The following is a 20,356-nucleotide window of genomic DNA, read 5'->3' as shown; positions in this document are numbered from 1 at the left end:
TCGTTATTGCGGTGGTCTGCTCAGCGGCCCCGGATCCGCGGGTCCAGCGCGTCGCGCAGGCCGTCGCCCAGGTAGTTCACGCTCAGCACCGTCAGCGAGATCGCCATGCCGGGCCAGAACACCCGCTCAGGATACTGCTGCAGGTAATCGGTGGCATCGAACAGCAGCCGCCCCCAGGTCGGGAAATCCGGCGGGAAGCCGAGGCCGAGGAAAGAGAGCGACGACTCGGTGATGATCGCGGTGGCAATCCCCAGCGTGGCCGAGACCATGATCGGCGACAGCACGTTGGGCAGGATATGCCGGGTGATCAGCTTCTGGTTGGTGGTGCCGATGGAGCGTGCCGCCATCACGAACTCGCGCTCCTTCAGCGCCAGCACGTCGCCGCGCACGATCCGGGCGGTGGGCATCCAGCTGGTCACCCCGATCGAGAACACGATCAGGATGAAGATCCCCTGTTCCGGCCCGAAGGCCGCGTTCAGCGGCTCGCGGAACAACAGCATCATCACCAAGAGCAGCGGCAACAGCGGCAGCGCCAGGAACAGGTCGGTCAGGCGCATCAGCGGCCCGTCCAGCTTCTTGAAGAAGCCGGCCATCACCCCGATGAAGGAGCCTAGGACCAGCGCCAGCAGCATCGCCGTCAGCCCAACGGAGACCGAGGTGGCGCCGCCCGCCATCATCCGGGCCAGCATGTCGCGGCCCAGCTGGTCGGTGCCGAAGGGATGCGCAAAGCTGGGGCCCTGGTTGCGGGCGCGGATGTCGATCTTGGTGGCTTCGAGGTCCCACACCAGCGGGCCGGCATAGACCGCCAGGATGATCAGCAGGAACAGCGCCCCGCCCATCAGCGCGCCGCGGTGGGACTTGAACTGGTCCCACACGTCCAGCCACTGGCTGCGCGGCGGGTTGTGCAGCTCTTCCAGCTGCCCGGCGCCCGGAACCGCGGTCGAAGCCGGTGCCATGCCTTCATCCGGCACAAAGCGTTCCTTGTCAGTCATAGCGGATCCTCGGGTCAAGAATGCCGTACAGCACGTCGGCGATCAGGTTGAACAGCACGATCAGCACCGCAAAGATGAAGGTGAGCGTCTGCACCATCGGCAGGTCGTTGGCCTGGATGGCGCCGATCAGCAGCTGGCCGATGCCGTTCACCTTGAACACCTGTTCGGTGATGATGGCGCCGCCGAAGATCGACGGGATCCCCAGCGCGATCACGGTGACCACAGGGATCATCGAGTTCCTGAGCACGTGGACCATCACCACCACATATTCGCTGAGGCCCTTGGCGCGGGCGGTGCGGACATAATCCTGGTTGAGGTTGTCCAGCATCGAGGCGCGCATGAAGCGGGAGAGCTGCGCGGTGATCTGCAGCGCCAGCACCATCACTGGCATGATCATCTGCTTCAGCTGGTAGACAAAGGCGTCCCAGCTGTCGACCACATGGGTGGTGTCATAGATCGACGGGAACCAGCCCAGCTGCACCGAGAAGATCACGATCACCAGCACGCCGGAGAAGAACGGCGGCACCGAGAAGCCGACCATCGACACGAAGGTGCCCATCTGGTCGAACCAGCTGTACTGGCGGTAGGCGGAGTAGATGCCGATCGGCAGCGCGATCAGGATGGCGACCACATAGGCGGTGCCGACCACCCACAGGGTCTGCGGGATGCGCTGCACCACGATGTCCATCACCGGCGAGCGGGTCTGCCAGGAGATCACCCGCAGCTGCCCTTCAGCGAGGCTGGTGCCGAAGATATTGTCGATCAGAACCTGCGGCTCGATCCAGAAGAACTGCACCAGCCATTTCCAGAACCGGATGTGCATCGGTTCGCCCAGGCCCAGGGCCAGGCGCATCTTTTCTTTGACTTCAGCGGGGACGGTCAGGGGAACCTGCGCCATCGGGTCGCCGGGGGCGAGCTCCAGGAGCAGGAAGATCACGAGGCTGATGAACAGCAGTGTCGGAACTGCCAGGATCAGCCGCCGGATTGTAAAGGTCAGCATCTGCTAAGCGCCTTTGCAACTTGTATTGAATTCGGAACAGGCGGGGAGGGGCCCCGCGTCCAGCCTTGCGCAGCGCTGCACGGCAGCTCTGGCAGATGGCAAGAGGCCCCGGCATGTGCCGGGGCCCCCGGGAAGCAAGCCCGAGCTTACTTGATGCGGTACCAGTCAGCTGCGTTCCACAGCTCGCTGTCCCAGACGTTCAGGTCGACACCGCCCAGGGTGTTGGAATGCGCCGACAGGCGGCCGCGGTGCACCAGCGGGATCATGCCGCCGTTTTCAACCATGATGTCGTTCAGGCGGCGGCCGATCTCGGCGCGCGCTTCCAGGCCGGCGGTCTTGGCCAGCTCGGCGTGCAGCTGGTCGAACTCCTCGTTGCAGAAGCGCGAGATGTTCTCCCCCTGCCACTGGGTTTCCGGACGCGGAGCCTTGTCGCACAGGCCGTTGCCCAAGTAGGACTGCGGGTCGGTGCCGTCGAAGTTGTTGGCGTACATCTCGACGTCAGCATAGAAGCGCTGGAAGGTGTCGGGCGAGCCCGGGTCGCCGCCGAAGAAGACGGAGGCGTTGATGTTGCGCAGCTCGGTCTCGATGCCGATCTGGCTCCACCACTCCTTGATCAGCGCCTGGAAGTCCTGGCGGACGGCGTTGGTCGAGGTCTGGTACAGGATCTTCATCGGCTTGCCGTCCGGGGTCTCCCGCACGCCGTCGCCATTGGTGTCCTTGTAGCCGGCCTCTTCCAGCATTGCCTTGGCGCCTTCGATGTCCTGGGTGGAGCAGTCAAAGGTGTCGGAGGCGAATGCCGCAGGCGCGGGCACCCAGTTGCAGCTGACAGCGCCGGCCTTGCCATAACCGATTTCCACCAGCAGCGGACGGTCGATGGCCATCGACATCGCCTTGTAGACCGCCGGGTCCTTCAGGAACGGGTGCGGGTGCTTGGCGGTGGCGCGCTCGCCTTCCGGCAGCTCCGGCGACGGGTCGGTCTGGTTCAGCATGATGCGTTCCACCAGCGAGCCGAAGCCCGCAACCGGCTTGCCCTTGCCGCCTGCTTCCATCTGCGCGATCACTTCCGGCGCCAGCTGCAGGTTCCAGGCATAGTCGAACTCGCCGGTTTCCATCACGGCGCGGCCCGCCGCGGTTGCATCCCCGCCGCCCTTGAACAGCACCTTGGCAAAGGCCGGCTTGGCCGGGTCGCGGTAGTTCTGGTTGGCCGACATGGTGATCACGTCGTTCGGCTTGAACTCATCCACCACAAACGGGCCAGTGCCGATCGGGCCAAAGTTGGCCTCGGTGCACTCCGGCGCTTTGGCGCCCATGCAGTTCTCGAACTGGGCCTTCTGCAGGATCGGGCTTTCGCCGCCGACAAACGGGCCATAGGGGAACGGGGTCGGCTTGTCGAAGGTGACCTTGACGGTCAGATCGTCCACCACCTCGACATTGGTGACGCCCTGGAACTTGGTCAGCTGGGCGCAGCCGCCTTCGGGATGCATGCAGTAGTCGGCGGTGAACTTCACGTCATGGGCGGTGAAGTCGGTGCCGTCGGACCATTTGATGCCCGGCGCGACCTTCCAGGTGATCGAGGTCAGGTCCTCGCTGACGCCGCCGTTCTCGACGGTCGGGATTTCCGACGCCAGATAGGGGATCATGTTGCCTTCGGGATCGTAGCGCGCCAGCGGCTCGATCACCAGCGAGGCCGACTGCACGTCCTTGGTGCCGCTCGACAGGAACGGGTTCAGGATCGACGGCGCCTGCCAGTAAATGATGTTGACCTGGCCGTCGGACCCGCGCTCGGCAAAGGCCGCAGGCGCCAGCGAGGCCGTGGCAACAGCACCCATCAATAGGGATTTCAGTTTCATCACACTCTCCTTGTCGGACACGTTTCGTGTCTTTTTGTTGGCCGGGCCGGTTTCGGTCCGGAGGGTTGCCGCATTTCTGCGGAAGTGTCGCTCTGGGCCTGCAAGCACTGCGAAAACGCTGAAACTATAAACCCTTAATACCTTGCCGGGCGCACCGGCGCGTGACAGCCTGCAGGCAACCACAGGTGTATCGAAACGTTTTTGCCGGGAAATTGCAAATTCCAATTTCGAAGGGCTCATGCATTATTTGCATGAGCATTTTTGAAGAAAGTAGAGTTTACTCCAGAACCTGAGACCGCCTATTCCGGCGGGCCAGGCAAGAAAGACAGGGAGCCGTCATGCTGGACAACGCCATTGCGTCCATAAAAAATCTGCGGGTGGAGTTTCAGACCAAGGACGGCCCGGTTGTCGGCGTCGAGGATGTGTCTTTTGACGTCAGCCCCGGCGAAACCGTTTGTATCGTTGGCGAATCCGGCTCCGGCAAGTCGGTGTCCTCGCTGTCGCTGATGCGGCTGGTGGAGTTCGGCGGCGGCGAGATCGCCGGTGGCGAGCTGCTATTCAACCGGCGCGAGGGCGGCGAGACGAATCTAGCCGACTCCGAGCAGGAGATGATGAAGCAGATTCGCGGCAACGAGATCGGCATGATCTTCCAGGAGCCGATGACCGCGCTCAATCCGGTGTTCACCGTCGGCCGCCAGCTGACCGAAGGCCTGCGCATTCACAAGAACATGTCCAAGTCCCAGGCCGAGGAACGGGCGCTGGAGCTTCTGCGCCAGGTCCGCATCCCGGAACCGGAACGCCGCCTGAAGCAATACCCGCACGAGCTCTCGGGCGGCATGCGCCAGCGGGTTGTGATCGCCATGGCAATGGCCTGCGAGCCGCGGCTCTTGATCGCGGATGAGCCCACAACAGCGCTCGACGTGACCATCCAGGCGGAGATCCTCGCGCTGATGGACCGGCTCAAGCGCGAGACCGGCACCGCGGTGATGTTCATCACCCACGACATGGCGGTGGTGGCCCAGATGGCCGACCGCGTCGTCGTCATGTTCCGCGGCAACAAGGTTGAAGAAGGCACCGTCGAGGAGATCTTCGAAAACCCCAAGCACGACTACACCAAGGCGCTGCTGGCCGCGGTACCGAAGCTGGGCGAGATGCGCGGCAAACACTACCCCGAACCGATGAAGTTGATGGGGGTCGAGGACCAGAAGATCGAGCCGATCAAGGGCACCGAAGAGGTGCTCTTGGACGTGCAGAACCTGACCACCCGTTTCCCGGTCAAGGGCGGCCTGTTGCGCCGCACCATCTCCAACGTGCACGCGGTGGAGGACGTGTCCTTTAAGGTGTTCAAGGGCCAGACCCTGTCGCTGGTCGGCGAATCCGGCTGCGGAAAATCCTCTGCGGGCCGCTCGATCCTGCGGCTGGTGGAGCCGCTGTCGGGCAAGGTGAACTTCGAAGGCAGTGATGTGCTGCAGTTCAGCCCGTCCCAGATGCACAAGGCCCGCCAGGACATGCAGATGATCTTCCAGGATCCCTTTGCCTCCCTGAACCCGCAGATGCAGCTGATCGACCAGGTGGCGGAACCGCTCCGGAACTACGGCCTGGCCTCCGGCTCCGAGCTGCACGACCGGGTTGCCAGCCTGTTTGACCGCGTCCACCTTCCGCGCAGCTTCATGCGCCGCTACCCGCACGAGATGTCCGGCGGCCAGCGCCAGCGCATCGCCATCGCCCGCGCGCTGGCCCTGAACCCCAAGCTGATCGTCGCGGACGAGGCCGTCTCGGCGCTCGACGTGTCGGTGCAGGCACAGGTTCTGAACCTGATGATGGAGCTGCAGGCGGAACTGGGTCTCTCCTTCCTGTTCATCAGCCACGACATGGCGGTGGTGGAGCGCGTCAGCCATCAGGTCGGCGTCATGTACCTGGGCCGGATTGTCGAAATCGGACCGCGCGATCGCGTGTTTGAGAACCCGCTGCACGCCTATACCCAGGCGCTGATGAAGGCGGTGCCGATCGCCGACCCGCGCCAGCGCAAGTCGGAGAAGGAACTGAACTTCAAGCCGATTCCGTCACCGATCCACGAAGTCGGCTATGAGCCGGCACCGTCGGAGTACATGGAGCTGGAACCCGGCCATTTCGTGCTGACCACCGACAGCGGGTACTGAGGCATGGCCGCAAAACTAACCCCGCTGGAGATCATGGCAAAGCTGATCTCTTTCCCGACGGTGAGCCGGGACACCAACCTGCCGCTGGTGGATTGGGTGCAGGAATACTTGTCCTCCCACGGCATCGAAAGCCACCGCTGGGTGGACCCGGCGCAGACCCACAAGGCCGCCGTCTTTGCCCATGTCGGGCCTTGGGAAGAGGGCGCCGTGGTGCTGTCGGGCCATACAGATGTGGTGCCGGTGGACGGCCAGCCATGGGACACCGATCCCTTCACGGTGGTGGAGAAGGACGGCAAATATTTCGGCCGCGGCACCTGCGACATGAAAGGCTTTGACGCCCTCGCCATCTGGGCGCTGGTCGAGGCGCACAGCCAAGGCGTCATTCGCCCGCTGCAATTGGCGCTGAGTTTTGACGAGGAGATCGGCTGCACCGGCGCGCCGCCGATGATCGAGGCGATGCAGCAGGTGCTGCCCAAGGGCTCCGCGGTGATCGTCGGGGAACCTTCGATGATGCAGGCTGTCACCGGCCACAAGGGCGGCACTGGCTTTGCCACGCATTTGGTCGGGTTCGAGGTGCATTCCTCGCTCATGCACACCGGCGTCAGCGCCATCATGCAGGGCGCGAAACTGATCGGCTGGGCCAACCAGCAGAACGCCGCGAACATGGCCAAGGAGCCCGGCGAGGTGCAGGCGATGTTCACCCCGCCCTGGACCACCTGTCATGTCGGCATGATCGAGGGCGGCACCGCTCATAACATCACCGCTAAGGACTGCCGGTTCATGATGGACTTCCGGGTGGTGCCGGGAGAGAGCCCCGGTGACTGGGAGGCTGCCTATCTGCATAAGGTGCGCGAGGTGGAGGCAGACATGCAGGCGATCCACCCGGACGCCCGCATTGATGTGTCCAAGCACTTCGACGTGCCGGGACTTGTGCCGGAACAGAATGGCGAGGCCGAGGCGCTGGTGCGCCGGGTGACCGGCGACAATGGCTCCCATGTGGTCAGCTACGGCACCGAAGCGGGCCAGTTCCAGCAAGCGGGATACTCCGCGGTGATTTGCGGCCCCGGCGACATCGCGCAGGCGCATCAGCCCAACGAGTACATCACGGTCGCCCAGTTCGACGCGGGTCACGACTTCATGCGCAAGCTGGTGGAGAAGCTGGGGGGATACTTCCCTCTGCCTTGAAACCGCGCGTTTCGTGCTCAGATTGGTGCCAAGGGGTGTACGGGTGGTGCACAGGGGGTGCACGCATGACACCCCCGCTCTGACGGGTTCCGCCACGTCCCGACGGCCCCGGATACTTGCGAAGCTAAGTTTTTTCGCGGACAGTTTGCCGCAACGGAACCTGAAACGGAAAGGGGAGGGGAATATGCCGGCCAAGAACCGCTTTGCCGAGATGCACCAGGAGATCACAGCCTGGCGCCATCACCTGCACGAGAACCCCGAACTGATGTACGAGGTGCACCAGACCGCCGCCTTTGTGGTGGAGCGGCTGAGGGAGTTCGGCATCACCGATATCACCACCGGCGTCGGCCAGACCGGCGTGGTGGCGGTGATCGAGGGCAAGACCAACACGTTCGGCCGCGCCATCGGCCTGCGCGCCGACATGGACGCGCTGCCGATCCCCGAAGCCTCCGGTGTGGATTATGCCTCCAAGACACCCGGCGTGATGCACGCCTGCGGCCACGACGGCCACACCTCGATCCTGCTGGGGGCGGCTAAGTACCTTGCAGAAACACGCAATTTCGACGGTAAGGCCGTTCTGATCTTCCAGCCGGCCGAGGAAGGCGGCGCCGGGGGCAAGGCGATGTGCGACGACGGGCTGATGGACCGCTGGGGCATCCAGGAGGTTTACGGCCTGCACAACATGCCTGGCCTGCCGGTGGGCGAATTTGCCATCCGCCCCGGTCCGCTGATGGCCTCGTCCGACGAATTCAACATCACCGTCACCGGCAAGGGCGGCCACGCCGCTGCCCCGCATGAGGCGATTGATACGACGCTGGCGGCGTCGCAGATCGTGGTCTCGCTGCACTCGATCGTGTCGCGCAATGTGGATCCGGTGAAACGGGTGGTGCTGACCGTCGGCACCTTCGAGACCGACAGCACGGCGTCGAACGTGATCGCCCACACCGCCAAGCTGCAGGGCACCGTGCGCACGCTGGACCCGGAATACCGTGCCCAGGCCGAGGACTGGGTGCGCCGGGTCGCCGAAAGCACCGCCGCAGCCTTCGGCGCTACGGCGGAGGTCGAATGGGTTCCGGGCTATCCCGTTACAATCAATGATGAAAACGGAACTGCCCATGCGGTGGAGGCGGCGCAGGCGGTCTCTGCCAAGGTCGATGCCGAGACCCCGCCGATCATGCCGTCCGAGGATTTCTCCTACATGCTGGAGCAGCGCCCCGGCGCCTATATCTTCCTCGGCAACGGCGACACCCAGATGTGCCACCACCCGGCCTATGTCTTTGACGACGAGGCGATCCCGCTGGGATGCAGCTGGTTTGCCGAGCTGGTGGAACGAAGAATGCCCGCGGCCTGAGGCTGCGGGGAAAGACAACCAAAGGAGTGAGAAATGCCGGTCAAGAACCGCTTTGCCGAACTGCAGGATGAAATCACCGCCTTGCGCCGTGACATCCACGAAAACCCGGAAATCCTGTTCGAAACCCACCGCACCAGCGCGCTGGTGGCAGAGAAGCTGCAGGAGTTCGGCTGCGACGAGGTGGTGACCGGCATCGGCCGCACCGGCGTCGTGGGCGTGATCAAGGGCAAGGCGGACACCTCCGGCAAGGTTATTGGCCTGCGTGCAGACATGGACGCGCTGCCGATCCATGAGCAGACCGGGCTGGAGTATGCCTCCAAGACCCCCGGCGCGATGCATGCCTGCGGCCATGACGGCCACACCGCGATGCTGCTGGGCGCGGCCAAGTACCTGTCGGAGACCCGCAATTTCGACGGCACCGTGGTGGTGATCTTCCAGCCCGCCGAAGAGGGCGGCGGCGGCGCCAAGGTGATGTGCGACGACGGCCTGATGGACCGCTGGGGCGTGCAGGAGGTCTACGGCCTGCACAACTGGCCGGGCCAGCCGCTGGGCTCCTTTGCGATCCGTCCGGGCTCCTTCTTTGCCGCCACCGACCAGTTCGACATCACCTTCGAGGGCCGCGGCGGCCACGCTGCCAAGCCGCATGAGACCATCGACACCACCGTTCTGGCCGCACAGGCGGTGCTGGCGCTACAGACCATCGCCTCGCGCAACGCCGACCCGGTGCATCAGATTGTGGTCTCCGTGACCTCCTTCGAGACGTCTTCCAAGGCGTTCAACGTGATCCCGCAGAAAGTGCAGATCAAAGGCACCGTGCGCACCATGTCCAAGGAGATGCGCGACCTGGCCGAGAAGCGGATCAACGAGGTCTGCACCGGCATCGCCGCAACCTTCGGCGGCACTGCCGATGTCACCTACCACCGCGGCTATCCGGTGATGGTGAACCACGAGGAGCAGACCGAGTTCGCTGCCAAGGTGGCGGCCAGCGTGTCCGGCTCCTGCGCGGACGCGCCGCTGGTGATGGGCGGCGAGGATTTCGCCTTCATGCTGGAGGAGCGCCCGGGCGCCTATATCCTGATGGGCAACGGCGACACCGCGATGGTGCATCACCCGGAGTACAACTTTAACGACGACGCTATTCCCGCAGGCTGCAGCTGGTGGGCGGAGATCGTCGAGCAGCGGATGCCGGCAGCTTGATTGACACAGGGGAGGGGGCTGTCTGCCCCCTCTTGAGCCTGAGGCTCAATTCACCCCCGAGGATATTTTCAGCCAGATGAAAAGGGATCGGGTGGCGCTGTGGCGCGGGGGTCAGTGCTCCAGCAGCTCGCGGTAGATGGTGACCAGCGTTTCGGCTTCTTTTTCCAGCGCGAAATTGGTCATGGCGTGTTTACGGGCGGCCTCTGACCACTCCGCCAGCCGGCCTTCGGTGGACAGAACCTCATGGATGGCCTGCACCATCTGCCCGGTCTCGCCCGGGTCGATCAGCAGGCCGGTTTCGCCCGGCGCGATCAGCTCTTCAAAGGCGCCGACGCGGGTGGCCACGGCGGGTACGCCGCAGGACATGGCTTCGAGCGGGGTCAGGCCAAAGCCCTCCCAGCGCTGCGGCGCCACATAGAGATCGAGCGCCTGATACCAGCGGGACACCTCCCAGACCGGGACCTCCGGCGGAAACAGCAGTCGCTCGGCGAGGCCTGCGGTCTCGGCCTTGGCGCGCAGGCCCTTTTCAAACGCCACATGTTTTTCAGTGGCCCGGCCCATCACGATGCCAACCGCCTTGGGGTGCGCCTTCAGCACCTCCAGCATGGCGTCGACAAAGACGTCGGTGCCTTTCTGGGCCCGGATGCGGCCGTAGCAGCCGATCAGGATGGCCTCCTGGGGCAGGCCCAGCTCGCGCCGCAGCGCCTGTTTGTCGGCGGGCGGGGCGAACTCCTCGGTATTGATCCCGTGATGCACCACCTGCACGGGTTTCTCCAGATAGGCCGCACCCTTGGCCGAGGTGGCGATCACCCGGTCCATCTGCGAGATCAGCCACTTGGTATAGTCCGAGTGATGCCGCTGCGAGGCGGAAGTGAACAACAGCTTCAGCCGCTTGCCCAGGAGGTACTTGAGCGCCAGCCCACCCAGCATTTCCACATTGCGCCGGGCGTGCCAGACGCGGGCGCCTGCGGGGCCGTTGCGGGGCATGAGGATGAGCTGTGCAGCCGACAGATGCGGCATTTCCCCGGGCAGGCCGCTGCCTGCGGTGGCGATGGCAATATGCTGGCGCTGCAGCGGCACCAGCCGCACGATGGTGGACGTGACGCCGGACAGGCGGCGTTTGAAATTCGGCGCGATGACTTCGATTTCGTTGGCGTCAACCTGTGCCATCACGGTCTCCTATCAGGCAGAAGCGCCAGCAGGGCGTCCACCGTCTTGTCCAATTGATCCGACTGGCGGGAGATGAACTGACCGGCAGCAGCGCGGGCGGCCTGAAAGGCTTCCGGCTGCTCCAGCCACTTGGCAGCCTGTTCTGCCAGCTCCGCAGCTGATCGCACCTCCGCCGCGGCGCCGAGGGCGGTCAGCTCGGCATAGGTCTCGGCGAAATTGTAGTGTCCGGTGCCGGTGATCACCGCGGAGCCTGCCTGCATCGGCTCAAACGGGTTGTGGCCGCCGATTTCGCGCAGCGAGCCGCCCAGGAAAACCAGCGGGCAGAGCGCGTACCAGGTGCCGACCTCGCCCAGCGTGTCGGCCAGATAGACCTGCGTTTGGGTGCCGGGCAGCACGCCCTTGCTGCGCCGCGCGCAGCTGAGCCCCGCATCCTTGATCAGCTTTTCAACCGCATCGCCGCGTTCCGGATGGCGGGGGGCCAGCAGCAGGCAGAGGTCCGGATGCTGTTTCAGCAGCGCGTGATGCGCGTCCAGCACGGTTTCCTCTTCGCCCTCGTGGGTGGAGGAGGCAACCCAGACCAGGCGCGCGCCGATGCTGCTGCGCACCTTGGCGAGGGAGTCCTGATCGACCGGCAGCGGCGCGGAAACGGCCTTGAGGTTGCTGCCGGGGCGGATGCGGTCCGGGGCGGCTCCCATCGCCTGCAGGTTGGCGGCGGTTTTCTGGTTCTGGGTCACCAGCAGGGTGAATTGATCGAGAATGTAGCGCGCGGTGTCCGGGCGCTTTGTCCAGCCCGCCACCGATTTGTCTGACAGCCGGGCGTTCAGCAGCACCAGCGGGCAGCCGGTCTTGCGGGCGCGCACCAGCATCTGCGGCCACAATTCGCTTTCCACGAACACCCCCAGATCGGGCTGCCAATGGGCCAGGAAGCGGTCCACCGCGGCACCGGTGTCCAGTGGCGGGAACTGGTGGCGGCAGCGCGGCGGCATCCGTTTGGCGATCAGTTCGGCGGACGTGGGCGTGCCGGAGGTGATCAGGAACTCAGCCGCGGGATCTTGTTCGCCCATGCGGGCAATCAGGGTCAGCACCGACAGGCTTTCGCCGACCGAGGCGGCGTGGAACCAGATCAGCCGCCCCGCAGGGCGGGGCAGGGAGGCATGGCCGAGGCGCTCGCGCACCCGTTCCTCCGGCAGGCCGTAATCGCGCAGCTTGCCGGCCACCTTGCGCCAGGCAAGGGGGGCAATCAGCGCGCTGACACCGCAGTAAAGGGAATAAAGCAGCGTCCTGCGCGCTGGGACGGTCTGGGCCATGATCAGCCGCCGGTGTGGCTCATGTGGCGGGACATCTGGCCGCCGGCCTCCTGCCGGGAATAGTCGAAGTCATGGCCGCGCGGCTTGTCGCCAATGGCGGCGCGGATCGCGGCCTCCAGCACGCCGGTGCCTTCCTCGTTGGCGCGCAGCGGCGCACGCAGGTCGGCTTTGCCCTCCTGGCCGAGGCAGGTGTAGATCTCGCCGGTGCAGGTGACCCGCACCCGGTTGCAGCTTTCGCAGAAATTATGGGACAAAGGTGTGATGAAGCCGATCTTCTGGCCGGTTTCCTCCAGCCGCACATAACGGGCCGGGCCGCCGGTGCGCTCCGTCAGATCGGTGACGGTGTAGTGGCTTTCGTATTCCTTGCGCACGTCCTTCAGCGACCAGTACTGGCCGATGCGCTCCATCGCACCGATATCCTCGCCCATCGGCATCACCTCGATCCAGGTGAGGTCGAGCCCGCGCCCGGCGCACCATTCGGTGATCCGGGGCATTTCTTCTTCGTTGAAGCCCTTGAGCGCCACCGCGTTGATCTTGACCTTGAGGCCCGCCTTCTGCGCCGCGTCGATGCCCTTCATCACCTGCGGCAGGCGGCCCCAGCGGGTCACATCAGCGAACTTCTGTTCGTCCAGCGTGTCGAGCGAGATATTCACCCGGCGCACCCCGGCGGCATATAGCTCATCGGCGTATTTTACCAGCTGGGAGCCATTGGTGGTCAGCGTCAGCTCTTTCAGGGCGCCGGTGTCCAGATGGCGGCTCATCGACTGGAAAAAGGTCATGATGCCGCGGCGCACCAGCGGTTCGCCGCCGGTGATCCGGAGTTTTTCGACGCCCAGCCGGATGAAGGTGGAACAGAGCCGGTCCAGCTCTTCCAGCGTCAGCAGGTCTTTCTTGGGCAGAAAGGTCATGTTTTCCGACATGCAATAAACGCAGCGGAAATCGCAGCGGTCGGTGACCGAGACACGCAGGTAAGTGATTGCGCGGGCGAAGGGATCAATAAGCGGAGCCGTCATGCCTCCTAGGTAAAGCGGGGCACCGCCCGCGGCAAGGGGCAGACAGCATTTGTGTCTGGCAAAGAGTTTCGCAGCTGGCTAGGGTCGCCTCATGCGTATGACAGTCCTTTCCCTTGCTTCGATTTCCCTGCTGGCCGCTTGTAACGGGATCCAGCTGAATTCTTCTATTCTGAACGGCACAAGCGGGCCTGCCGTGGCGGAGCCGCAGGACCCGGTGCTGCAGCCCGCACCCGGCGTCGACGTGGCAGAGGCGGAGCCGTTGGCGCCCACGTCGCCCTCAGCGCCGTCCTTCCGCGGTTCCGCGACCACGGTGGCCTCGCTGGGCGACCCGTCGCTGCCGGGCATGTGGATGGAAACACCGCTGGTGGCTGCCGAACAGCAGGCGCTGATCCGCTCCAGCCGCAACACCCAGGTCGTGGTGACGCTGAAACCGGTCCCGGGTGAGTCCTCCGGCGGCAGCCGTCTGTCGATCGGCGCCATGCGGGCGCTGGGCCTGCCGCTGACCGAGCTGGCCGAGGTGCAGGTGCTGCCCGCGGGCTGAGGCGTGAGCTGCTGAAGGGGCCAAAGCACCCGCCAGCTTGGGCGGTGCGGGCGCTGCCCGGCAGTGCCGGGCGGGCCCGTGGCGGGGTCAGGCGTCTTTCAGGTATTTCGCTGCTTCCTTGCGGGCAAACGCCTTCATGGCGCCGCCATGTTCCGCCAGGAACGCGCGGGTGCGGTCTGCGTCGTGCTTGCTGAGATCGCGCAGCCACCAGGCGACGGCCTTTTGCATGAACCAGTCGCGGTCCGGCACATAGGACGCGGCCCAGCCCAGGATACGCTCGCGGGCCTCCTGATCGGCGGGTTTCAGATTGTTCATCTTAGCCCAGGGCAGGGTGGCCACCAGGGCTGCGCGGCGGGTCCACATGTGGTCTGACCGGGACCAGCCCTCCACCGTGTCCAGCCGGGAGGGGTCAGCCAGCAGCCGCTTGGAAATGGCTGAGCAGGCGTGATCGGCAATCGCCCAGCTGTCAAACTGCGGAACCCAGGATTGCAAAAGCTCCCAGACCGCCGCGTCGTCTTTGATCCGTGCCTGGGTCAGGAGCTTGGCCGCGGCGATGCGGGCCTCGAAGATGTCGGTGTTCCACAGGGCGCGGGCCAGATCCACGCGCTCCGCCACGCTGAGGGATTGGCGCCAGGATTTGGTCAGCTCATTGGTGGCCGGGTTGGGAACCCCCAGCACTTCACGGGCTTGCTTGTGATAGGCCGCCATCTGCTCCGCCCGGCCGGGTTCGGCCTGGGCTTTCAGCGCATCAAGATAGGTTTCGAGCATGTCGTTCCTTGGACCGGGGCGTCACACCGGCACGCCGGTGGGCTTGCCGTCGATGGTGGACTGGTTCTTTTCCGCCCAATAGGCGCGGATATCCTCGTCCGATTTCCCGTCCACCCACTTCTGCATGGTGTCACGGTCGGACTGGTATTCCATGAAGGGTACCGCATAGCCGCAGGAGGTCTGAACCATATCGACCGAAACATCAAAGATCTGCCGGGCGCTGCGGTGGGCGGGGAGCAGGGCGGCCAGATCGTCCCAGCCTTCGTCGCCGGCATGCAGCACGCGGGCGCCGCCATAGGTGCGCAGGATCATCGGGCGGGTGGTGAAGGAGCACCACATCAGGGTCATCCGGTTCACCTCCATCAGGTGGCCTGCGGTTTCATTGCCGCTGCCGGTCAGGTTCATCCAGACGATCCGGTCCGGCCCCAGCACCCGCAGCGAATCCATCCCCTTGGGCGAGATGTTCACGCGGCCTTCCGGCCCGGCCGAGCCGGTGAAGAACACATGCTGTTCTTCAATGAATTTGCGGTGCGCGTCTTCGATCTGCGGGAACTGCTTGGCCATGGCTCACTCCACTGTCACTGATTTCGCCAGGTTGCGCGGCTGGTCCACATCGGTGCCTTTGGCAACCGCCGTGTGATAGGCCAAAAGCTGCGCCGGGATTGCATAGAGGATCGGTGACAGCGCCTCCTTGACCTTTGGCATCCGGATCGCGCACCAGACGTCGTCGCCGGCCTCATCAATGCCATCCTGGTCGGAGATCATCAGCACCTTGCCCTTGCGCGCCAGGACTTCCTGCATGTTGGAAACGGATTTGTCGAACAGCGAGTCCCGCGGCGTCAGCACCACCACAGGCATGTTCTTGTCGATCAGCGCGATGGGGCCGTGCTTCAGCTCGCCGGAGGCGTAAGCCTCGGCGTGGATGTAGCTGATTTCCTTGAGTTTCAGGGCGCCTTCCAGCGCCAGAGGGAACATCAGGCCGCGGCCCAGGAACAGCACGTCGCGGGCTTCGCTGACCTTCTGCGCCGCCAGCCGGATCGCCTCGTTCTGCTCCAGCGCGGAGGACAGCACATTAGGCAGCCCGCGGATGGCGGTAGCGTATTCGGCCATTTCATCTGCGCTCAGGTGGCCGCGGTCGCAGGCCGCCTTCAGCGCCAGTGCCAGCAGCACCGTCAGTTGGCAGGTGAAGGCCTTGGTGGAGGCGACGCCGATTTCCGGCCCGGCAAAGATCGGCAGCGCCAGATCGCTTTCCCGCGCGATGGAGCTTTCGGGGACGTTCACCACCGACAGGATCTTGTCCGCCTTTTCCTGGCAGTACCGCAGCGCCGCCAGGGTGTCGGCGGTTTCACCCGATTGCGACACAAACAGCGCCAGCGTCTTGCCCGGGATCGGCGGCTCGCGGTAGCGGAATTCCGAGGCGATATCGACCTCGACCGGCAAGCGGGCGATCTGTTCGAACCAGTATTTGGCGGTCAGGCAGGCATAAAATGCGGTGCCGCAGGCAACCATGGTCAGCCGCTCGACTTTGGAGAAGTCCACGCCTTCGCCGGGCAGCCGCACCGCGTTTTCCTCGACCGGCAGGTAGTGGCGGATCGCCTCGGCAATCACATGCGGCTGCTCGGCGATTTCCTTGGCCATGAAATGCTTGTGGCCGCCCTTGTCGACCTGGGAGGAGTCGATCTGAATGGTCTTGGTTTCGCGGTTCACCAGCTCGCCATGCGCATTGCGGATCTCCGCGCCCGCGCGGGTTACAACGGCGCGGTCGCCTTCCTCCAGATAGGTGATCCGGTCGGTGAGCGGCGCCAATGCGATGGCGTCGGAGCCCACGAACATCTCGCCGTCGCCATGGCCGATCGCCAGCGGAGAGCCCTTGCGGGCCGCGACGATCAGATCCTCTTCGCCATCAAACAGGAAGGCCAGTGCAAAAGCGCCCTCCAGCTGGTCGAGGGTTTTGAAGGCCGCGTCAACAGGGGCGAGGTCCTCCTTCAAATACCGCTCCGTCATCAGGGCGACGGTTTCGGTGTCGGTCTCGGTGCGGAACTCCATGCCGCAGTTCAGAAGCTCTGCGCGCAGTTCCTTGTAGTTTTCGATGATGCCGTTGTGCACCACCGCCACCGCGCCGGCGCGGTGCGGGTGGGCGTTGCTGACGGAGGGCGCGCCATGGGTGGCCCAGCGGGTGTGGCCGATGCCAGCCTTGCCGGCCAGCGGCTCATGCACCAATAGGTCGGACAGGTTCACCAGCTTGCCCACTGCACGGCGGCGGCGCAGGGCGCCGTTGTTCACGGTGGCAATGCCTGCGCTGTCATAGCCGCGGTATTCCAGCCGCTTCAGCGCTTCGACCAGGATCGGGGCGGCCTCGTGATTGCCCAGTACGCCGACAATTCCGCACATCACTTGGCTCCCTTCTGCAGGCGGGCCTTCTTGGCGCGCAGCATGTCCATCAGCTTGTGCGCGCGGCCCGGTTTGTTGCTTTGCTCGGCGCGGGCTATGGCCAGATCGCCGTCTTCGACATTCTTGGTGATCACCGCACCGGTGGCGGTCATCGCCTCGTGGCCGACCCGGACCGGGGCCACCAGCATGGTGTTGGATCCGATAAAGGCGCGGGCGCCGATCTCGGTGCGGTGCTTCATCACACCGTCATAGTTGCAGGTAATCGTGCCTGCGCCAATATTTGTGGCCTCGCCGACCGAGGCATCGCCGATGTAGCTGAGGTGGTTGACCTTGGCGCCCTCGGCAATTTCGGCGTTCTTGATCTCGACGAAATTGCCGATGTGGGTGTTCTCCGCCAGCTCCGCGCCGGGGCGCAGGCGGGCGTAAGGCCCCACTTTGGCGCCGCGGCTGACATGGCAGCCCTCCAGATGCGAGAACGCGCGGATCAGCGCGCCGCTTTCCACCGTGACGCCCGGGCCAAAGACCACGTTGGGCTCAATCACCGTGTCGCGGCCAATATGTGTGTCAAAGGCGAGGTAGACGGTTTCCGGCGCCATCAGGGTGACGCCCAGGTCCATCAGCTCTGACCGCGCGCGCGTCTGAAACAGCGCATCCGCCTGCGCCAGTTCGGCGCGGGAATTGACGCCCAGCGTTTCCGCCTCATTGCAGGACACGGCGGTCACTTTCAGATCCTGGCGCCGGGCCAGTTCCACCAGATCGGTCAGGTAGTATTCGCCGGAGGCGTTTTCATTGCCCACCTTGGCGATCAGATCGAACATCGCGCTGGCCTTGCCTGCCATCAGGCCGGAGTTGCAGAACGAAATTGCGCGTTCGGCCTCGCGGGCATCCTTGAACTCGACAATCCGCTCCAGGCTGTCGCCCTCCATCACCAGGCGGCCATAGCGGCCCGGGTCGGCGGCCTCGAACCCCAGCACCACCAGGTCAGCGCGCTGGCGGGCGTCGATCATGCGCTCCAGCGTTTCGGCGCTGACAAACGGTGTGTCGCCATAAAGCACAACCACATCGCCCGCGAACCCGTCCAGCGCAGCACGGGCCTGATCGACCGCATGGGCGGTGCCAAGCTGTTCTTCCTGCAGGACAACTTCGGCTTCTTCGTCGATTTCGGCAACCGCCGCACGAACCTCATCTGCCCCGTGGCCCGCCACGATGATGGTGCGCTCCGGCGCCAGCGTGCGGCCCGCGGCCATCGCATGCTCCAGCATCGGTGCCTGGGCAATCGGGTGCAGCACTTTGGGGAGGTCGGAGTTCATCCGCGTGCCTTTTCCGGCCGCCAGGATGACAAGGGCAATGCTCATAATCGCTTTTCTCTTTGTCTTTTTAGCGCTCCCGTTTTATCCGCTAACGGGCGGGGTGCAAGGGATGGCGCCATCAAACAAGATTGCGGGCTGCAACATGCGGCGGCGGAAAAGTGCCGAAAGGGCAGGACATGCGAACGGTTATCTTCGATCTGGACGGCACGCTGGCGGATACTTCGGGTGACTTGCTGGCGGCAGCCAATGCCTGTTTCCGCCGGATGGGGCTGGGTGATGTGCTGAGCCATCCGCGCGATGCCGCGGTGTCGCTGCGCGGCGCCCGGATGATGCTAACGCACGGGTTGAAACGTGTGGATCAGTACGATCCGGCAGTGGTGGAGGAATTCTACCCGGTGTTTTTGGACGTCTACCGCGACGCCATCGACCATCACACCGTGCTTTATCCCGGCGCAATGGAGGCCGTGGAGGTTCTGAAAACCGCAGGCTACGGCGTCGGCATCTGCACCAACAAGCCGGAAGGATTGGCGGACCAGCTAATGCGCAGCCTCGGCGTGCGGGATGCCTTTGCCTCGCTGGTTGGCGCCGACACTTTGCCGGTGCGCAAACCCAATCCTGAGCCGCTGTTCGAGGCCGCCCGCCGCGCAGGTGGCGACCCGGCCCGTACCCTGCTGGTGGGAGACAGCGATACCGACCGCAACACTTCGGCCAATGCGGGCGTGCCGTCGGTGCTGGTCACCTTCGGCCCCTCCGGCGATGACATGGCAGCGTTGAAGCCGGAGGCGCTGCTCGACCGGTTCGAGGACCTTCTGGAGGTCGCAGACCGGCTGATTGCGTGATCCCGCAACTCAGTTTCGGGAAAACCGTCTGTCCTGCTTCCCCCTTGACCGCTGGCCGCCCGCGGCTCACAAACGCCGCATGAGCGAGACATTTTCCGGGTCATTCACCCAGCAGGAACCCATCCCCGAAGCCGCCATCGAGGCCGCGCTGGCGGTGCTTCGGCACGGGCGGCTGCACCGCTACAACGTGGCAGAGGGCGAAGACGGTGAAACCGCGCTGCTGGAGCAGGAGTTTGCGGCACAGATGGGTGCCAAATACTGCCTGGCTGTGGCATCAGGTGGGTACGCGCTTGCGACGTCACTGCGCGCTGTCGGGGTGAAGCCCGGCGACAAGGTGCTGACCAACGCCTTCACCCTGGCGCCGGTGCCGGGTTCCATTGCCTCGGTCGGGGCGGAGCCGGTGTTTGTCGAAGTGACCGAAAGCCTGACGATCGACCTGGAGGATCTGGCGGCCAAGGCGGATCAGGCCAAGGTGCTGATGCTGTCGCACATGCGCGGGCATCTGTGCGACATGGACCGGCTGATGGAGATTTGCGATGCGGCCGGCGTCACCGTGATCGAGGATTGCGCCCACACCATGGGCGCCTCCTGGAACGGGGTGCTGTCGGGCCGCCACGGGGCTGTCGGCTGCTACTCCTGCCAGACCTACAAACATGTGAATTCCGGCGAGGGCGGGCTGCTCATCACCGATGACGAAGAAATTGCCGCCCGCGCCATCATGATGTCCGGCTCCTACATGCTCTATGGCCGTCATCTGGCGGCGCCGGGGCCGGAGGTGTTCGAGCGGGTGAAATACGAGACCCCAAACATCTCGGGCCGGATGGACAACCTGCGCGCCGCCATCCTGCGGCCGCAGCTGCGCGACCTGGATACCCAGGCGGAACGCTGGAACGGCCGCTACCGCGCGGTGGAGGAGGGGCTGCGCGGCACGCCCGGCCTTACGGTGGTGGAGCGCCCCGCGCAGGAGGTCTATGTCGGTTCCTCGATCCAGTTCCTGCTTCTGGACTGGTCCGAAGAGGCCGTGCTGGAGGCGGTCCGCCGTTGTGCGGCCCGAGGGGTGGAGCTGAAATGGTTCGGCACGCCGGAGCCGGTGGCCTTCACCTCCCGCTATGACAGCTGGCGCTACGCGGACACCCCGCGGCTGCCGCAAAGCGACCGGATCCTAGCGGGCATCATCGACATGCGGGTGCCGCTGACCTTCAGCCTCGAGGACTGCGCCCAGATCGCCCGCATCATCCGGGCCGAGGTCTCTGCCGTTTTTCAGGGTGATAAGTAGCGGGCGG

The 20,356-nt window shown here is 64.7% G+C and carries 17 protein-coding genes; 7 read left to right on the top strand and 10 right to left on the bottom strand.

Annotated elements, in window-relative coordinates:
* Nucleotides 1–20: 20 nt before the first annotated feature.
* The 3 genes from AC58NV_RS17600 to AC58NV_RS17590 form a co-directional block, all read right to left on the bottom strand.
* The gene (locus tag AC58NV_RS17600; RefSeq protein ID WP_366659986.1) at nucleotides 21–992 is read right to left on the bottom strand and encodes an ABC transporter permease; all 972 of its coding nucleotides are present in this window, start codon (nucleotides 990–992) and stop codon (nucleotides 21–23) included.
* A complete protein-coding gene (locus AC58NV_RS17595; RefSeq protein WP_222475008.1) occupies nucleotides 985–1,992 on the bottom strand; it encodes an ABC transporter permease in 1,008 nt (335 codons plus the stop codon). The genes AC58NV_RS17600 and AC58NV_RS17595 overlap by 8 nt, the downstream gene beginning before the upstream one ends.
* Before the next feature lie 146 nt (nucleotides 1,993–2,138).
* Nucleotides 2,139–3,842 (bottom strand): peptide ABC transporter substrate-binding protein, encoded by a 1,704-nt coding sequence (locus AC58NV_RS17590; protein ID WP_366659984.1) that lies wholly within the window; start codon nucleotides 3,840–3,842, stop codon nucleotides 2,139–2,141.
* Between the two features lie 338 nt (nucleotides 3,843–4,180).
* Here AC58NV_RS17590 and AC58NV_RS17585 point away from each other — a divergent pair, with 338 nt between their 5' ends.
* The 4 genes from AC58NV_RS17585 to AC58NV_RS17570 all read left to right on the top strand — a co-directional run bounded on the left by AC58NV_RS17585 (nucleotide 4,181) and on the right by AC58NV_RS17570 (nucleotide 9,734).
* The gene (locus AC58NV_RS17585; RefSeq protein WP_497228274.1) at nucleotides 4,181–6,001 is read left to right on the top strand and encodes an ABC transporter ATP-binding protein; all 1,821 of its coding nucleotides are present in this window, start codon (nucleotides 4,181–4,183) and stop codon (nucleotides 5,999–6,001) included.
* Between the two features lie 3 nt (nucleotides 6,002–6,004).
* Nucleotides 6,005–7,186, top strand: a complete 1,182-nt coding sequence (argE, locus tag AC58NV_RS17580; protein ID WP_497228273.1) for an acetylornithine deacetylase — start codon at nucleotides 6,005–6,007, stop codon at nucleotides 7,184–7,186.
* A 184-nt stretch (nucleotides 7,187–7,370) separates the two neighbouring features.
* A complete protein-coding gene (locus AC58NV_RS17575; protein WP_497228272.1) occupies nucleotides 7,371–8,537 on the top strand; it encodes a M20 aminoacylase family protein in 1,167 nt (388 codons plus the stop codon).
* Between the two features lie 33 nt (nucleotides 8,538–8,570).
* Nucleotides 8,571–9,734 carry a M20 aminoacylase family protein gene (locus AC58NV_RS17570; protein ID WP_497228271.1) on the top strand — a complete coding sequence of 388 codons (1,164 nt, stop codon included), beginning with the start codon at nucleotides 8,571–8,573 and terminating at the stop codon, nucleotides 9,732–9,734.
* A gap of 111 nt (nucleotides 9,735–9,845) precedes the next feature.
* Here the strand turns inward: AC58NV_RS17570 and AC58NV_RS17565 are convergent, their stop codons facing one another.
* From AC58NV_RS17565 to moaA, 3 genes are read right to left on the bottom strand one after another with little or no spacing between them, the layout of a single operon-like run.
* Complete coding sequence (locus AC58NV_RS17565) at nucleotides 9,846–10,904, bottom strand: glycosyltransferase family 4 protein (protein ID WP_497228270.1); 1,059 nt, start codon at nucleotides 10,902–10,904, stop codon at nucleotides 9,846–9,848.
* Nucleotides 10,904–12,211 carry a 3-deoxy-D-manno-octulosonic acid transferase gene (locus AC58NV_RS17560; RefSeq protein ID WP_497228269.1) on the bottom strand — a complete coding sequence of 436 codons (1,308 nt, stop codon included), beginning with the start codon at nucleotides 12,209–12,211 and terminating at the stop codon, nucleotides 10,904–10,906. Before AC58NV_RS17560 ends, AC58NV_RS17565 begins: the two co-directional genes overlap by 1 nt.
* A gap of 2 nt (nucleotides 12,212–12,213) precedes the next feature.
* Entirely contained in the window at nucleotides 12,214–13,224 is a 1,011-nt protein-coding gene (moaA, locus tag AC58NV_RS17555; protein ID WP_497228268.1) for a GTP 3',8-cyclase MoaA, read from the bottom strand.
* Nucleotides 13,225–13,315: 91 nt separating this feature from the next.
* Between moaA and AC58NV_RS17550 the strand changes: the two genes are divergently transcribed.
* Nucleotides 13,316–13,765 carry a hypothetical protein gene (locus AC58NV_RS17550; RefSeq protein ID WP_497228267.1) on the top strand — a complete coding sequence of 150 codons (450 nt, stop codon included), beginning with the start codon at nucleotides 13,316–13,318 and terminating at the stop codon, nucleotides 13,763–13,765.
* Nucleotides 13,766–13,852: 87 nt separating this feature from the next.
* Here AC58NV_RS17550 and AC58NV_RS17545 read toward each other — a convergent pair whose 3' ends face one another.
* The 4 genes from AC58NV_RS17545 to glmU are packed head-to-tail and all read right to left on the bottom strand — an operon-like array spanning nucleotide 13,853 to nucleotide 18,279.
* Nucleotides 13,853–14,533, bottom strand: coding sequence for a DNA alkylation repair protein (locus tag AC58NV_RS17545; protein ID WP_497228266.1), 681 nt, complete (start codon nucleotides 14,531–14,533; stop codon nucleotides 13,853–13,855).
* A gap of 21 nt (nucleotides 14,534–14,554) precedes the next feature.
* Nucleotides 14,555–15,097, bottom strand: coding sequence for a pyridoxamine 5'-phosphate oxidase family protein (locus AC58NV_RS17540; RefSeq protein WP_497228265.1), 543 nt, complete (start codon nucleotides 15,095–15,097; stop codon nucleotides 14,555–14,557).
* A 3-nt stretch (nucleotides 15,098–15,100) separates the two neighbouring features.
* Nucleotides 15,101–16,924: a glutamine--fructose-6-phosphate transaminase (isomerizing) gene (glmS, locus tag AC58NV_RS17535; RefSeq protein ID WP_497228264.1), complete on the bottom strand. Its 1,824-nt coding sequence runs from the start codon at nucleotides 16,922–16,924 to the stop codon at nucleotides 15,101–15,103.
* On the bottom strand, nucleotides 16,924–18,279 hold the full coding sequence (gene glmU / locus AC58NV_RS17530; protein ID WP_497228263.1) for a bifunctional UDP-N-acetylglucosamine diphosphorylase/glucosamine-1-phosphate N-acetyltransferase GlmU: 1,356 nt from the start codon (nucleotides 18,277–18,279) through the stop codon (nucleotides 16,924–16,926). Before glmU ends, glmS begins: the two co-directional genes overlap by 1 nt.
* Nucleotides 18,280–18,410: 131 nt before the next feature.
* Between glmU and AC58NV_RS17525 the strand changes: the two genes are divergently transcribed.
* Nucleotides 18,411–19,073 (top strand): HAD-IA family hydrolase, encoded by a 663-nt coding sequence (locus AC58NV_RS17525; protein ID WP_497228262.1) that lies wholly within the window; start codon nucleotides 18,411–18,413, stop codon nucleotides 19,071–19,073.
* Between the two features lie 79 nt (nucleotides 19,074–19,152).
* The gene (locus AC58NV_RS17520) at nucleotides 19,153–20,349 is read left to right on the top strand and encodes a DegT/DnrJ/EryC1/StrS family aminotransferase (RefSeq protein ID WP_497228261.1); all 1,197 of its coding nucleotides are present in this window, start codon (nucleotides 19,153–19,155) and stop codon (nucleotides 20,347–20,349) included.
* Nucleotides 20,350–20,356: the final 7 nt, after the last annotated feature.

The sequence above is a fragment of the Leisingera sp. ANG49 genome (assembly GCF_059694505.1).
The sequence above is the reverse complement of the archived record's forward strand: the minus strand, read 5'-3'. Positions and strand labels throughout refer to the sequence as shown.